This is a genomic window from Bacillus cereus group sp. Bc061 (assembly GCF_027715825.1).
Classification (GTDB): domain Bacteria; phylum Bacillota; class Bacilli; order Bacillales; family Bacillaceae_G; genus Bacillus_A; species Bacillus_A paranthracis.
The window spans coordinates 471,851-486,615 of the sequence record NZ_JAQFTZ010000002.1 but is presented as its reverse complement, the minus strand read 5'-3'; the positions used below and the strand labels follow the sequence as shown (position 1 = coordinate 486,615).

Below are 14,765 nucleotides of genomic sequence, written 5' to 3'. Positions count from 1 at the left end.
ATGCAATTTGTTACAGAGTGGATTAGAAATATTATCGTTTTTTTACTCTTAGCGACAATGCTTCATCTTATTCTTCCAAATTCCAATTTGCAAAAGTACGTTAAATTCGTTGTAAGTCTATTATTAGTTGTTTTAATTTTAACGCCCCTTTTTAAACTATTGCAAACAGATGTAAATGAAGTAATCGCAAATTTTAATGAAGAGAAGTACGTAGCAGAAGGATCTGTAAAAAATTCAATAGATTCGAAGAAAAAAGAAATACAAGCTCTAACACGTGCATATAGTTTAGAAGAGATGGCTACCAAAATGAAAAAAGAAGTAGGAAAAGAGTTTGAGAAACAGTATGGTATGTCAGTCTCTGAAATACAAATAGTCGCAGCGGAAAGCACAGCGGAAGTAAAGTCAGCGAAAGATATTCAATCTGTTGTTGTGACGTTGAAAGAAAAAGAACGTAGTAAAAATGATGCAATCGAAACAGTAAAACCAGTTGAAATTAATACGAAAGAACCACCGAAAAAAGTAGAGGAAACGAATGGAGAAATGAAAGACTTCTTTTCAAGCAGGTGGCAACTAGAGAATAAACAAATCCAAGTTCAAATGGAAGGGAGGACAGGTAGAGTAAATGGACAATAAAGATAAAAATTCGAAGTTCTCATTTTTTCGAAACTTATTGAATGGAGATGAAAAAGAAAGTAATGAGAAGGGAAAAAAGGTAACACCTAAGTTCTTACTTGTCCTACTCATACTTGGAATGTTGCTTATGTTTTCTAGTAGTTTCTTTTCAAGTAAAAAAGAAGAAGTACCTGTATTTAAAGAACAAAAAACTCAAAACCAAGAAAAAGACGTACCAACTTTTGGACAAAAAAATAATGATAATATGTCAAATGTAGAAAAATATGAAAAAGCGTATGAACAAGAATTAAAAGCAGCCTTAGAAGAAATAGCAGGAGTAAAAGATGTAACGATTAATGTAAATTTAGACTCATCAGAGGAAAAAATATTAGAAAAAAATACAGTGAAACGTTCACAAACAACAGGTGAAACAGATAAAACAGGCGGCAAGAGGGAAGTAGAAGATGAGTCTCTTGATGAAAAGACAGTCATTATACGTGAAGGGGATAAAGAAACTCCCGTTGTTTTACGAACAGAGAAACCGAAAGTGCGAGGTGTTCTTGTCGTAGCAAAGGGAGTGGATAATATACAAGTTAAAGCGATGGTAAAAGAAGCTGTCATACGGCTACTAGATGTACCAGCCCATCGCGTTTCAGTTTCACCGAAAAATTGATAGGGAGGAAATAAAGTGTTAAAAAAACAAACGGTTTGGCTATTAACGATGTTAAGTTTAGTTGTTGTACTATCTGTGTATTACGTAACAACTCCAGACAAAATGAATACAGCATCGCCGGCAACAGGTGAAAAGATTGGACAAGAAAAACAAGGTACTGATAAAGCAGTAACAAACGAAGCACCTAAAGAAACGCCTAAAAAAGAAAATACAAACAAGGAAACATCAAATAAAGAAACAAACAAAGAAACAGATAAAAAAGAGAGTGCTACAAAAGAAACAAGCAAAAAAGAAGCTAACGTAACAGTTCAATCAAGTGATGAAAATTTCACAGCATTACGTATGCAAATGGAAGATCAGCGAAGTGAACAAAAAGCAAAATTACAAGAAGTGATGAGTTCAACAAAAGCTTCAGCAACAGAAAAGAATAAAGCGAAAGAAAATTTTGATGCAATTACTACAATGGAAACGAAGCAAGAATTACTTGAGACAGTAATTAAATCTCAAGGTGGATATAAAGATGCCCTTGTAAGAGCTGATGGAACTGACATTAAAGTAACTGTAAAAGCAGCAAAACATTCACAAAAAGAAGCGAATAAAATTATACAACTTGTAAGAAGTGAAGGCGGATCAAAAGATGTAGGTGTAAAATTTGATCCACCAACAAAATAAAACGAATAATCCGCGGGGAATTCCTCCGCGGATTATTCGTTTTTAGTAATCGGATTGTTTGAAAATAGTTAGATAAAAATAATAATAGAAAAAAGCTATCATTTTCGATAGCTTTTTTCTGTTTCGTCTTTGTTTTTACTATGTTCAACTCGGAACGGAGAAATACGTTGTGAGTAAAAGATTAGCGGTTCATGGTAGTGATGATTACTTTTTCCGGATTTGACGTGGATGAAGAGAACGAATGCCCAGACCATTACGGCAGGTAAGAAGAGAATGAGCCATATCATATGTCCACACCTCGATACGATATATTTTCTACACTTTGAACATACTATTCTTATATGAAGGAATAATGAACGACGTGTAAACAAAAAAATAATATTTGGTAAAAATACGTTATTGACTATAGATGAGGTGACGAGTAAAGCGGTAATGGTAGGTTTACTTTATAGTATTTTGAAAAGTAAGGAATGTTTTTTCGGAAGTGGTCTTGCCAATTTTGTGTGAAACTTGGTATTATTACTAGGTAATAAATTTTTATTGGAATAATATTTTTACAGGAGTTTCGATTTATTATAAAGAAATATAAATTGGAATGTTTAAAAAATTTATCGTAAGATGGAAATAGTAACTATTTCTATTAGTAAATGAAATACATTTTCTAATAGAGTACATCGTATTTTTACAGTCAATCTAGTTTTAGTGAAGAGAAATCTGTAAAAACGGGACAAACAAGAGTATGGGAGTGGATTTTACATGTTTAAAATTCAAGAAGTTCGTGAATTAATTAAATTAATTGATAGCTCTAATATTGATGAATTTGAATACAAAAAAGATGGTACGACAATCAAAATGAAAAAGCGTGGCAATGAAGTTGTTGCGGTGCAAGCGCCTGTAGCAAAACAAGCCGTGCAACCAGTAGCACCTGTTGAAGTTGAAACGACAGTAGCGGCAGCACAAGTGGAAGTGCCAAAACAAGAAGAGAAAAAAGCTGTTCAGAATGAAAACCTACATAAAATTACATCACCAATGGTAGGTACATTCTATTCTTCTTCTTCTCCTGATACGCCTCCATATGTAAGTGTTGGGGATAGAGTATCGAAAGATTCTATCGTATGTATTGTCGAGGCTATGAAGTTATTTAACGAAATCGATGCAGATATAGATGGAGAAATTGTTGAGATTCTTGTTAATAACGGACAGCTTGTTGAGTATGGACAACCGCTATTTCTTGTAAAAGCGTAATAAGGGAGTCTTTGTGATGATAAAAAAAGTATTAATAGCCAATCGTGGGGAAATTGCTGTACGAATTATTCGTGCTTGTAAAGAAATGGATATTGAAACAGTCGCAATTTATTCAGAAGCAGATAAAGAGTCACTTCACGTACAAATTGCTGATGAGGCGTATTGTGTAGGACCAACGATTTCGAAAGAAAGCTATTTAAATTTGACGAACATTATTAGTGTTGCGAAGTTAACAGGCTGCGATGCAATTCATCCGGGATACGGATTTTTAGCAGAGAATGCAGATTTTGCAGAGTTATGCCGTGAGTGTAACTTAATTTTTATCGGTCCAAGTCCAGAAGCTATTTCAAAGATGGGCACAAAAGACGTTGCTCGTGATACAATGAAAGAAGCAGGGGTTCCGATTGTACCAGGTTCACAAGGAATTATTAAAAATACCGAAGAAGCGATCGAACTTGCGAATCAAATTGGATATCCTGTTATTATTAAAGCGACTGCAGGTGGCGGCGGAAAAGGTATTCGTGTTGCGCGTCATGAAGAGGAGCTTGTAAAAGGAATTCAAATTACACAGCAAGAAGCTAGTACCGCTTTTGGGAACCCTGGTGTATACTTAGAAAAGTACGTTGAAGATTTCCGCCATGTTGAGATTCAAATAATGGCAGATACACACGGAAATGCCATTCATTTAGGAGAGCGTGATTGTACGATTCAGCGCCGCTTGCAAAAACTACTAGAAGAAAGTCCATCACCAGCACTTGATGAAAATGTGCGTAAGCAGATGGGTGAGGCGGCAGTTAAAGCGGCGGTAGCGGTTGATTATACAGGTGCTGGTACGGTTGAGTTTATTTATGAATATAAAACGAAAAGCTTTTATTTCATGGAGATGAATACGAGAATCCAAGTTGAGCATCCAGTTACTGAAATGGTAACAGGGGTAGACTTAATTAAAGAACAAATTCTTGTTGCTTCTGGAGAAAAGTTATCGTTACAGCAAGAAGAAGTACAATTTAATGGTTGGGCAATTGAATGCCGAATTAATGCGGAAAACCCTGCCAAAAAATTTATGCCATCTCCAGGTAAAGTAGAAATGTACTTGCCACCAGGCGGATTTGGTATTCGCGTCGATTCAGCTGTATATCCGGGATATTCAATCCCACCTTTCTATGATTCGATGGTTGCTAAATTAATTGTTCACGGAAAAACACGTGAAGAGGCAATTGCAAAAATGAAGCGTGCACTCAGTGAGTTTGTCGTTGAAGGCGTACATACAACAATCCCGTTCCATTTGCAATTGTTAGATCATCCTGATTTTGTAAAAGGTGAGTTTAATACGAAATTTTTGGAAGAGCATGAACTTGTGACGCAGTGATACATTAAAGGAGGTTTTTTTCATGGCTGAACATATGTTAGATATGGGTCAAGATACAACTCTTGGTAAAGTAGAAATTGCACCAGAAGTAATTGAAGTAATCGCAGGTATTGCAGCTGCTGAGGTAGAAGGCGTAGCGGCAATGCGTGGTAATTTTGCTACAGATGTTGTTGAGAAGTTAGGTAAGAAAAATCATGGTAAAGGTGTAAAGGTTGAATTAGCAAACGAAGATATTATCGTTGACCTTTATGTTGTAATGTATTTTGGCGTAGCAATTCCAGTTGTTGCACAAAAGATTCAAGACAACATTCGCCAAGCACTCTTTACAATGACAGGGCTTGAGCCAAAAGAAGTGAATGTTCACATCGTTGGCGTAACATTCGAAACACAAAAAACAGAAATCGAACCAGTGTAAGAATGAAAAAGGTGCCTAGTAACATAGGCATCTTTTTTATCGTTTCATTTCTTCACAAATTACAACCCTCTAATTATTATACTATTTCAAAAAATGAGAAATAAAAAAGAAAATGTTTCGTTTTACCAAAAAACGTACATTGTGATAAGATATGGAACTTGAAGTTAATCTTTTTATTATTTTTCAGCCTTGTAACCCGTGTGTGAAACGATAAATTGTGTTATTATCATTGTATTATAAGGTTGGAAAATCAATGAAAACTGTAAGAGTAAGTGAATTGACGGCTTATAAATTATAATAATATAACAAAGCATAAGGAAAGACTTGAAGCATAAAGGAGAGTTACAATGAAACGTAGGACGGCTAGAGAAAGAGCTATGCAAGCATTATATCAAATGGATATTACAGGTGAATTAGAACCGAAAGTAGCAGTGGAAAACACGCTAGATGAAGGTGAAGAAACAAATGAGTTTCTAGAATCACTTGTTGTAGGTTTTGTAGAAAATAAAGAAGTAATTGATGAAGCGATTCGTCAAAATTTAAAAAAGTGGAAGCTTGAGCGTATTAGTATTGTTGATCGCAGTATTTTACGTGTAGCTGTGTATGAAATGAAATACATGGAAGAAATTCCACACAACGTAACAATTAACGAGGCAATTGAAATTGCTAAAACATTTGGGGATGAGGAATCTCGTCGTTTTATTAACGGCGTTTTATCTAATATAAAAGATACACTGTAATTTCTTTAAGGGGGAATCTTAAAATGGTAGCAGTAATCATCAAAGGAAATGAAGTTGCGGAGAAAAAACGAGCACAATTAACAGAAGAAGTTGTGAAGTTGAAAGAGCAAGGGATTGTACCAGGATTAGCAGTTATTTTAGTTGGAGAAGATCCAGCATCTCGTTCTTATGTAAAAGGAAAAGAAAAGGGCTGTGAACAAGTAGGAATCTATTCAGAGCTAATTGAATTTCCTGAAACAATTACGGAGGAGCGTTTGCTTGCTGAAATCGATCGCTTAAATGGCGATGACCGCATTAATGGCATATTAGTGCAATTACCTTTACCAAAACATATTGAAGAAAAAGCTATCATTGAAAGAATTTCACCAGAAAAAGATGTAGATGGATTTCACCCAATCAGCGTAGGACGTATGATGACGGGACAAGATACATTCCTTCCATGTACACCGCATGGTATTGTAGAGTTAGTAAAAGAAACAAATCTTGATATCTCAGGAAAACATGTTGTAGTAATTGGAAGAAGTAATATTGTCGGCAAGCCAGTGGGACAATTGTTCTTAAATGAAAATGCAACTGTCACATACTGTCATTCTAAGACGCAAAATATGAAAGAGTTAACGAAATTAGCTGATATTTTAATCGTAGCAGTAGGACGACCTAAAATGGTAACAGCTGATTATATAAAAGAAGGAGCAGTTGTAATCGACGTTGGTGTAAACCGTTTAGAAACAGGGAAACTTTGTGGTGATGTTGACTTTGACAACGTGCTAGATGTTGCAGGTTACATTACACCTGTGCCAAAGGGTGTTGGTCCAATGACGATCACAATGCTTCTTCATAATACTGTTGAATCGGCTAAGCGTGCAGGTGTCGTTTGTAAATAATTTGAGTCGGCTATGAGGAGAGAGAAATGGAGAAACAATATTTAACCGTTACAGCGTTAACACGCTATATAAAAACAAAAATAGAATATGATCCGCATTTACAGTCTGTTTGGTTAAAAGGTGAAATTTCCAACTTTAAAAATCATAGCCGTGGCCACATGTATTTTACATTGAAAGATGAAAATGCAAGAATCGCAGCGGTTATGTTTGCGGGTCATAATCGTAATATTAAATTCAGACCTGAAAATGGGATGAAGGTACTCGTGAAAGGGAAAATCTCTGTTTACGAGGCGAGTGGTTCTTATCAAATTTATATTCAAGACATGCAGCCTGACGGAGTCGGAAACCTGCATTTAGCTTACGAACAATTAAAGGTTCGTTTAGAGGAAGAAGGATTGTTTTCTCAAGTTTATAAAAAAACAATCCCTCCTTATGCGAAAACAATAGGTGTGATTACGTCACCAACAGGAGCAGCGATTCGTGATATTATAACAACGATTAAACGTCGTTATCCAATTGGAAATGTTATTGTGTTTCCAGTACTTGTACAGGGGGAGTCAGCAGCTCCCTCAATTGTACAAGCGATCCGTACAGCGAATGAAATGGAAGGGATAGATGTCCTAATCGTTGGGCGCGGTGGAGGTTCTATTGAGGAATTGTGGGCGTTTAACGAAGAAATGGTTGCAAGAGCTATTTTCAAGAGTGAGATTCCTATTATTTCAGCAGTAGGCCATGAAACAGACTTTACAATTGCGGATTTTGTTGCCGATTTAAGAGCACCAACACCAACTGCAGCGGCTGAGCTGGCAGCGCCTAATATTATCGAGTTACAAGAAAAGGTATTACAAAGAACTCTAAGGTTGCAAAGAGCAATGAGAGAGTTAGTACATAAAAAAGAAGAAAAACTACAAGTATTGCAAAAATCTTATGCGTTCCGTTATCCAAGACAAGTATATGAGCAAAAAGAAGAGCAATTGGATAGAGCGTTAGAACAGCTTGTGTTAGCGAAAGAGCGCTATATTGATAAAAAGGTAAATCAGTTAAAACAGCTTTCATTTTATTTAGAGAAGCACCACCCATCTCAAAAAATTATGCAAACAAAGGTAGCAGTTGAAACATTGCAAAAGCAATTGCAACGTGAAATGCAAACGTTACTCCAAACGAAAGAATTTGCCTTTGTAAGAGCTGCTCAAAAACTTGAAGCGCTAAGTCCGCTTAAAGTAATGATGAGAGGGTACGGGCTTGTATATGATGAAGAGAAGCAAGTGTTAAAAAGTGTGAAAGATGTTAGCCTTGGAGATGCTGTTTCAGTTCAATTACAAGATGGAATATTAGATTGTAGCGTATCAGGAATAGAGGAGCGTGAATTGAATAATGGAAAATAAATTAAGCTTTGAAGAGGCAATTTCGCAACTTGAGCACCTCGTTTCTAAATTAGAGCAAGGTGACGTACCTTTAGAAGAAGCAATTTCTTATTTTAAAGAGGGTATGGAATTATCTAAGCTTTGTGATGAGAAGTTGAAGAACGTACAAGAACAAATGGCAGTTATTCTTGGGGAAGATGGAGAGCTTGAACCGTTTACTGCTTTAGGAGATGAAGCATAGTGACAATTGCTTTTGATACTTTTTTGAAAGAAAGTAAAACTTTCGTAGAAGAGAAGCTTGTAAGCTATGCAAATGAATTACAATGTCCAAATGTACTTCGTGAAGCGATGGCATATTCTTTGGAAGCGGGTGGAAAGCGTCTCCGCCCGTTACTTTTATTTGCAACATTACAAGCGTTTGGTAAAGAAAAAAATCTTGGTGTAGGTGCAGCTTGTGCTCTTGAAATGATACATACATACTCGTTAGTTCATGATGATTTACCTTGTATGGATGATGATGATTTAAGAAGAGGGAAGCCCACAAATCATAAAGTATTTGGTGAAGCGATGGCAGTTTTAGCAGGAGATGGTTTGTTGACATATGCTTTTCAAGTTATTATGGCATATGAACAAAAGGAAATCTCTGCTGAGAAAAAAGTAAGACTTGTACTTGAGCTTGCAAAAGCGGCAGGGCCAGAAGGAATGGTTGGCGGACAAGTGGCAGATATGGAAGCGGAAGGGAAACAGCTTACAATCGATGAGCTAGAGTATATTCATAAGCATAAGACTGGAAAACTACTTGAATTCGCTGTACTTGCAGGGTCGATACTGTCTGATGCGACAGAAGAACAGGAAGAAAAATTACTTGAGTTTGCGAAATATATCGGCCTAGCTTTCCAAATCCGAGATGATATTTTAGATGTGGAAGGAACCGAAGAAGAGATTGGAAAACCGATTGGTAGTGATGTTTCTAACGAAAAGAGCACATATACGACGTTATTTACTGTAGATAGAGCAAAGAATATTTTAGAAGAAACGATTGCAAAAGCAAAAGATGCTATTAGTTCCTTGCAATTACAAGATGAATATTTACTATCTATTTGCGATTTGATTGCAAAACGTAATAACTAATATAACAGCGTTTTCATTTGTTGAGTCATTCATCATTTTATGATATAAATGTAGGAAAAGGTTTTTCTTTTCTTGTTATTGGCAAAAATATATGTAGATTACATTGCCGTTATCACTTCGTGTTAGCGGCTATTTTTTTCATCGCCTAAAGAAATATGGTTTATAATAAGATTAGGGCGCAATAGACTGGTTAATAGCAGGACAAGGTGAAAAATAAAAAAAGAGAATTTCTTGTTTTGTGTAAATGTTTTTTATAATATTTGACATGTTGACAGATTATGAAATGAAAGTGAGTGATCCATGTGGATCTAACGCAAATTCAAAACCCTAGTTTTTTGAAAGAGATGTCTATCAGTGAACTAGAGGGATTGAGTGAGGATATTCGTAAGTTTTTAATTGAAGAGCTCTCTCAAACAGGTGGACATATTGCGCCTAATTTAGGTGTAGTAGAACTCACAATTGCTCTGCATAAATTATTTGATAGTCCGAAAGATAAATTTTTATGGGATGTAGGACATCAATCCTATGTACATAAAATTTTAACTGGACGTGCAAAAGAATTCGGCACATTAAGGCAATATCAAGGTCTATGTGGTTTCCCAAAACGTTGTGAGAGTGAGCACGATGTATGGGAAACTGGCCATAGCTCGACATCATTATCTGCTGCAATGGGAATGGCTCTAGCACGTGATTTAAAGAAAACGAAAGAATATGTTATACCAATCATTGGTGATGGCGCTTTAACGGGCGGAATGGCTTTAGAGGCATTGAACCATATTGGACATGAAAAAACAGACATGATTGTTATTTTGAATGATAATGAAATGTCAATTGCGCCAAACGTTGGTGCGCTTCATAATGTGCTTGGACGTCTACGTACCGCAGGAAAATACCATTGGGTAAAAGATGAGCTAGAGTATATTTTGAAGAAAATCCCAGCTGTCGGTGGGAAAGTTGCTGCGACAGCAGAGAAAATAAAAGATAGTCTTAAATATTTACTAGTATCTGGTGTCTTTTTCGAAGAGTTAGGCTTTACATATTTAGGTCCAGTCGATGGACATGATTATGAAAAGTTATTCGAAACGTTGCAATATGCAAAGAAAACCAAAGGCCCAGTGCTTGTTCATGTTATTACGAAAAAAGGAAAAGGTTACAAACCAGCTGAGAGTGATGTTATTGGCACTTGGCATGGAACAGGACCTTATAAAATTGAATCAGGTGACTTCGTTAAACCGAAAGAAGTTGCACCAGCATGGAGTGCTGTTGTTAGTGAAACAGTACTTAAGTTAGCGAGAACGGATGAGCGTATCGTTGCAATTACACCTGCAATGCCTGTTGGATCGAAACTTGAGAAATTCCAAAAAGAATTCCCAGATCGTATGATTGATGTAGGTATTGCAGAACAGCATGCTACAACAATGGCAGCGGGTATGGCAACGCAAGGTATGAAACCATTCTTAGCGATTTATTCAACATTTTTACAAAGAGCTTATGACCAAGTTGTTCATGATATATGCCGCCAAAATTTAAATGTTTTCATCGGAATTGATCGCTCTGGTTTAGTAGGAGCAGATGGTGAAACGCATCAAGGTGTATTTGATATCTCATTCTTACGCCACTTGCCGAATATGGTACTTATGATGCCAAAAGATGAAAATGAAGGGCAACATTTAGTATACACGGCGATGCAATATGAAGATGGACCAATCGCATTACGTTATGCGCGAGGTAATGGACTTGGCGTTCATATGGATGAAGAATTAAAGGCGATTCCAATCGGTTCATGGGAAACGTTAAAAGAAGGTACACAAGCAGCTATTTTAACATTTGGTACGACAATACCAATGGCAATGGAAGCGGCTGAGCGTCTTGAAAAGGCTGGTATTTCAGTGAAAGTAGTGAACGCTCGCTTCATTAAACCAATGGATGAAGCATATTTACATGATCTCTTAGGAAAAAATATACCAATTTTAACGATTGAAGAAGCTTGCTTAATTGGTGGTTTTGGAACAGGAGTAGTTGAATTTGCGTCTGAGAACGGGTACCATAGTGCGTTAGTTGAACGAATGGGTATTCCAGATCGTTTCATAGAACACGGTAGTGTAACAAAATTATTAGAAGAAATCGGTTTAACGACAGATGCTGTTGTAGACCGTATTCATACAATGATTCCATCAAAACAAAAAAGGGCGTAACAAATGAGTGCGAAAAAAGAAAGAGTAGATGTACTATTAGTAGAGCGAGGGCTTATAGAAACACGTGAGAAAGCAAAACGCGCCATTATGGCCGGCCTTGTATATGCGAATGAGATGAGATTGGATAAGCCAGGGGAGAAAATCCCACAAGATACAGAGATTACGGTGAAGGGGCAAGTTATGCCGTATGTAAGCCGTGGTGGTTATAAACTTGAAAAGGCATTAGAGACATTTCATCTTGATTTACAAGATAAAGTTATGATAGATATTGGTTCATCAACTGGTGGCTTTACCGATTGCGCGCTTCAAAATGGAGCGAAATTATCTTATGCATTAGATGTAGGGTACAATCAACTTGCTTGGAAATTGCGTCAAGATGAGCGTGTTGTCGTAATGGAACGAACGAACTTCCGTTACGTAACACCAGCAGACTTAGAACGTGGTTTACCGCAATTTGCTAGTATCGATGTTTCGTTTATATCATTAAAACTTATATTGCCAGTTTTAAAAACAATGCTTATGCCGAATGGGGATGTAGCAGCGTTAATTAAACCGCAGTTTGAAGCTGGAAGAGAGCAAGTTGGTAAAAAGGGTATCGTTCGCGATCGAAAAGTACATGAGGCTGTCGTAGAAATGATTGTCGACTTTGCTATAAAAGAAGGATACGACGTAGAAGGCTTAACATTCTCACCAATTACGGGCGGGGATGGTAATATTGAATTTTTAATTCATCTGAAATGGCATGGTGAACGTGAGAATGGCGAAAATCATTCTCCAGTTTCTGTTGAGCAAGTAGTTACAGAGGCACATGATGTCCTAAAACAAAAAGGGAAAGGGGAATAACATATGTTGTTCCTCTTTTTGTTGTAATTGTATAATGATTGTAAAACAATTGTGTACAAGTAACGAATTATAAGTTAACATAAATAAGTGAAGTATACCAATGTTTAAACTATGGTAAGAGATAGTGTGAGGTGCAAATGTATGAATAAAGGTCAGCGCCATATTAAAATCAGGGAAATTATTGCGAACAAAGAAATTGAAACACAAGATGAATTAGTTGATATTCTACGTAATGAGGGATTTAATGTAACGCAAGCGACAGTATCGCGCGATATTAAAGAATTGCACTTAGTGAAAGTGCCATTACATGATGGTCGCTATAAATATAGCTTGCCAGCAGATCAACGATTTAACCCGTTACAAAAATTAAAACGCAATCTAGTGGATTCATTTGTAAAATTAGACACGGCAGGACATATGCTTGTGCTAAAAACATTGCCTGGTAACGCTCATTCACTTGGGGCACTTATTGATCATTTAGAGTGGGATGAGATTATCGGAACCATTTGTGGTGATGATACTTGCTTAATTATTTGCCGTACACCTGAAGATACAGGTGTTGTCTCTGATCGTTTCTTAAATATGCTGTAACAAAAAATCTTGTTTGCTTTCCTCTGTAAAGTGGAAAGCGAACAGGATATTTTTATTGGTTAAAAACGTGAATTCTTAATTGTAATATAATATTTTCTTTGAATAAAATTAGGAAATAGGTGGATTGACCCGTAAAACAAATGTTTGGTACAATGGAGCGGTTAGAAAAGTAATTTATACATACAAACATATAGTATGACTATTTGAATAAAGAACTGAGAAAAGCCCTTCATAGGGGATTAGTTTATAACGAGGTGAATGGGGCATTGTTATCGGAATTATCGATTAGAAACTTTGCTATTATTGAGGCATTAAATATTTCTTTTCAAAAAGGATTAACGGTTTTAAGTGGTGAAACAGGGGCCGGAAAATCGATTATTATTGATGCGATTAGTTTACTTGTAGGTGGCCGTGGTTCAGCAGAATTTGTTCGATACGGAACAGAAAAAGCTGAGATAGAGGGGCTATTTTATGTGGAAGATGATAAGCATCCATGTATTGAAAAAGCAGAAGAGTTGGATATAGAAATAGAAGACGGCATGATTATTTTGAAGCGTGATATCGCTGCAAACGGAAAAAGTGTATGTCGTGTAAATGGAAAACTAGTTACCCTTAGTGTATTAAAAGAAATTGGAAAAACACTTGTTGATATTCATGGACAACACGAAACGCAAGACTTAATGAATGAAGAACGTCATCTATTTATGCTCGATCATTTTGATGGAGAGCGTATCGTTAAACAATTAGATATATACCAAAACGTATATGCTGACTATGAGAAATTAAAAAAACAGTTGAAATCGTTAAGTGAAAATGAACAACAAATGGCACATCGTTTAGATTTAATTCAATTTCAGCATGAAGAAATCCGTAAAGCGGATTTAAAGATAGATGAAGAAAATGACTTAACTGAAGAACGATTGCAAATTTCTAATTTCGAAAAAATTTACAAAGCATTAGGGGATGCGTATCGCTCGTTAAGTGCTGACGGACAAGGGTTAGATAATGTACGAAGCGCAATGGGACAAATGGAGAGTATTACACATTTAGATGAAGTGTATCAAGAAAATCATGATTCCATTGCCAATAGTTATTATTTATTAGAAGAAGTTGCCTATCAACTAAGAGAAAAGCTCGATATGATGGAATATGATCCGAATCGCTTAGATGAAATTGAAACGCGTTTAAATGAAATTCGTATGCTAAAGAGAAAATATGGAAATACTGTAGAAGAGATTTTAGCGTATGCTGATAAAATTGAACAAGAAATTTTTACGATTGAAAATAAAGACGTTCATATTGAAACGACGAAGAAACAGTTGAAGGAATTAGAAAGTGTTATTCTGAAAGAAGCAACGTTGTTAAGTAATATGCGTCATGAACTTGCAGAACATCTTACAAATGCCATTCATCAGGAATTAAAAGAATTATATATGGAAAAAACAAAATTTGAAGTGAGAATTATGAAGCGAGAAGGAAATGCAGAAGAGCCTCTCGTGGAGGGAGCACCGGTAAGACTTACAGCGGATGGTTACGATCATGTGGAATTTTATATTTCAACAAATCCGGGTGAGCCGCTAAAACCACTTTCAAAGGTTGCTTCTGGCGGAGAGTTATCCCGTATTATTTTAGCTTTAAAAAGCATTTTTTCTAAGCATCAAGGTGTTGCATCTGTTATTTTTGATGAAGTGGATACTGGTGTAAGTGGCCGGGTCGCACAGGCTATTGCGGAAAAGATTTATCGAGTATCAGTAAACTCACAAGTACTTTGTATTACGCACTTACCTCAAGTAGCTTCAATGGCGGATTCGCATTTATTTATTCGAAAACAAGTAGCAAATGATCGAACAATTACATCAGTTACCGTTTTAACTATGGAGGATAAAGTAACAGAAATAGCTCGAATGATTTCTGGTGTGGAAATTACAGATTTAACGACAGAACATGCGAAAGAATTACTTACGCAAGCGCATCATTTTAAACAGACAGCAGAGGCTATCCAGTAATGGATAGCTTTTTTTCTCAAATGAT

The 14,765-nt window shown here is 36.3% G+C and carries 16 protein-coding genes; 15 read left to right on the top strand and 1 reads right to left on the bottom strand.

Features of this window, described 5'->3' with window-relative positions; all coding sequences use genetic code 11:
• From spoIIIAF to PDQ40_RS11805, 3 genes are read left to right on the top strand one after another with little or no spacing between them, the layout of a single operon-like run.
• A complete protein-coding gene (gene spoIIIAF, locus PDQ40_RS11815) occupies window positions 1–633 on the top strand; it encodes a stage III sporulation protein AF (RefSeq protein WP_001161050.1) in 633 nt (210 codons plus the stop codon).
• Window positions 623–1,285, top strand: coding sequence for a stage III sporulation protein AG (gene spoIIIAG / locus PDQ40_RS11810; protein ID WP_000368876.1), 663 nt, complete (start codon window positions 623–625; stop codon window positions 1,283–1,285). Before spoIIIAF ends, spoIIIAG begins: the two co-directional genes overlap by 11 nt.
• A gap of 15 nt (window positions 1,286–1,300) precedes the next feature.
• Complete coding sequence (locus PDQ40_RS11805) at window positions 1,301–1,957, top strand: SpoIIIAH-like family protein (protein ID WP_000914701.1); 657 nt, start codon at window positions 1,301–1,303, stop codon at window positions 1,955–1,957.
• Between the two features lie 98 nt (window positions 1,958–2,055).
• Here PDQ40_RS11805 and PDQ40_RS11800 read toward each other — a convergent pair whose 3' ends face one another.
• The gene (locus tag PDQ40_RS11800; RefSeq protein ID WP_002081027.1) at window positions 2,056–2,244 is read right to left on the bottom strand and encodes a hypothetical protein; all 189 of its coding nucleotides are present in this window, start codon (window positions 2,242–2,244) and stop codon (window positions 2,056–2,058) included.
• 469 nt (window positions 2,245–2,713) lie between these two features.
• On the opposite strand from PDQ40_RS11800, the gene accB reads away from it, so the two are divergent.
• The 12 genes from accB to recN all read left to right on the top strand — a co-directional run bounded on the left by accB (window position 2,714) and on the right by recN (window position 14,740).
• Window positions 2,714–3,202: an acetyl-CoA carboxylase biotin carboxyl carrier protein gene (accB, locus tag PDQ40_RS11795; protein ID WP_061132213.1), complete on the top strand. Its 489-nt coding sequence runs from the start codon at window positions 2,714–2,716 to the stop codon at window positions 3,200–3,202.
• 16 nt (window positions 3,203–3,218) lie between these two features.
• Window positions 3,219–4,571, top strand: a complete 1,353-nt coding sequence (accC, locus tag PDQ40_RS11790; RefSeq protein ID WP_000592876.1) for an acetyl-CoA carboxylase biotin carboxylase subunit — start codon at window positions 3,219–3,221, stop codon at window positions 4,569–4,571.
• 22 nt (window positions 4,572–4,593) lie between these two features.
• Complete coding sequence (locus tag PDQ40_RS11785; protein WP_000807630.1) at window positions 4,594–4,986, top strand: Asp23/Gls24 family envelope stress response protein; 393 nt, start codon at window positions 4,594–4,596, stop codon at window positions 4,984–4,986.
• Window positions 4,987–5,333: 347 nt separating this feature from the next.
• A complete protein-coding gene (nusB, locus tag PDQ40_RS11780; protein ID WP_000830249.1) occupies window positions 5,334–5,726 on the top strand; it encodes a N utilization substance protein NusB in 393 nt (130 codons plus the stop codon).
• A gap of 23 nt (window positions 5,727–5,749) precedes the next feature.
• On the top strand, window positions 5,750–6,610 hold the full coding sequence (folD, locus tag PDQ40_RS11775) for a bifunctional methylenetetrahydrofolate dehydrogenase/methenyltetrahydrofolate cyclohydrolase FolD (RefSeq protein ID WP_000226726.1): 861 nt from the start codon (window positions 5,750–5,752) through the stop codon (window positions 6,608–6,610).
• A gap of 26 nt (window positions 6,611–6,636) precedes the next feature.
• The gene (xseA, locus tag PDQ40_RS11770) at window positions 6,637–7,995 is read left to right on the top strand and encodes an exodeoxyribonuclease VII large subunit (protein ID WP_000415266.1); all 1,359 of its coding nucleotides are present in this window, start codon (window positions 6,637–6,639) and stop codon (window positions 7,993–7,995) included.
• On the top strand, window positions 7,985–8,215 hold the full coding sequence (gene xseB, locus PDQ40_RS11765; protein WP_000428423.1) for an exodeoxyribonuclease VII small subunit: 231 nt from the start codon (window positions 7,985–7,987) through the stop codon (window positions 8,213–8,215). Before xseA ends, xseB begins: the two co-directional genes overlap by 11 nt.
• The gene (gene ispA / locus PDQ40_RS11760) at window positions 8,215–9,105 is read left to right on the top strand and encodes a (2E,6E)-farnesyl diphosphate synthase (protein ID WP_000150361.1); all 891 of its coding nucleotides are present in this window, start codon (window positions 8,215–8,217) and stop codon (window positions 9,103–9,105) included. The genes xseB and ispA overlap by 1 nt, the downstream gene beginning before the upstream one ends.
• A gap of 302 nt (window positions 9,106–9,407) precedes the next feature.
• Window positions 9,408–11,300: a 1-deoxy-D-xylulose-5-phosphate synthase gene (gene dxs / locus PDQ40_RS11755; protein WP_000366458.1), complete on the top strand. Its 1,893-nt coding sequence runs from the start codon at window positions 9,408–9,410 to the stop codon at window positions 11,298–11,300.
• A 3-nt stretch (window positions 11,301–11,303) separates the two neighbouring features.
• A complete protein-coding gene (locus PDQ40_RS11750; RefSeq protein ID WP_001274742.1) occupies window positions 11,304–12,143 on the top strand; it encodes a TlyA family rRNA (cytidine-2'-O)-methyltransferase in 840 nt (279 codons plus the stop codon).
• Window positions 12,144–12,284: 141 nt separating this feature from the next.
• Window positions 12,285–12,734, top strand: coding sequence for an arginine repressor ArgR (gene argR, locus PDQ40_RS11745; RefSeq protein WP_001032581.1), 450 nt, complete (start codon window positions 12,285–12,287; stop codon window positions 12,732–12,734).
• 266 nt (window positions 12,735–13,000) lie between these two features.
• Window positions 13,001–14,740, top strand: a complete 1,740-nt coding sequence (recN, locus tag PDQ40_RS11740; protein WP_000947749.1) for a DNA repair protein RecN — start codon at window positions 13,001–13,003, stop codon at window positions 14,738–14,740.
• The last annotated feature ends 25 nt before the right edge of the window (window positions 14,741–14,765 follow it).

Bases quoted from the DNA above. Each gene is read 5' to 3' on its own strand.
- spoIIIAF (WP_001161050.1), top strand. From the start codon at position 1: ATGCAATTTGTTACAGAGTGGATTAGAAATATTATCGTTTTTTTACTC.
- spoIIIAG (WP_000368876.1), top strand. From the start codon at position 623: ATGGACAATAAAGATAAAAATTCGAAGTTCTCATTTTTTCGAAACTTA.
- PDQ40_RS11800 (WP_002081027.1), bottom strand. From the start codon at position 2,244: ATGATATGGCTCATTCTCTTCTTACCTGCCGTAATGGTCTGGGCATTC.
- accB (WP_061132213.1), top strand. From the start codon at position 2,714: ATGTTTAAAATTCAAGAAGTTCGTGAATTAATTAAATTAATTGATAGC.
- accC (WP_000592876.1), top strand. From the start codon at position 3,219: ATGATAAAAAAAGTATTAATAGCCAATCGTGGGGAAATTGCTGTACGA.
- PDQ40_RS11785 (WP_000807630.1), top strand. From the start codon at position 4,594: ATGGCTGAACATATGTTAGATATGGGTCAAGATACAACTCTTGGTAAA.
- nusB (WP_000830249.1), top strand. From the start codon at position 5,334: ATGAAACGTAGGACGGCTAGAGAAAGAGCTATGCAAGCATTATATCAA.
- folD (WP_000226726.1), top strand. From the start codon at position 5,750: ATGGTAGCAGTAATCATCAAAGGAAATGAAGTTGCGGAGAAAAAACGA.
- xseA (WP_000415266.1), top strand. From the start codon at position 6,637: ATGGAGAAACAATATTTAACCGTTACAGCGTTAACACGCTATATAAAA.
- xseB (WP_000428423.1), top strand. From the start codon at position 7,985: ATGGAAAATAAATTAAGCTTTGAAGAGGCAATTTCGCAACTTGAGCAC.
- PDQ40_RS11750 (WP_001274742.1), top strand. From the start codon at position 11,304: ATGAGTGCGAAAAAAGAAAGAGTAGATGTACTATTAGTAGAGCGAGGG.
- argR (WP_001032581.1), top strand. From the start codon at position 12,285: ATGAATAAAGGTCAGCGCCATATTAAAATCAGGGAAATTATTGCGAAC.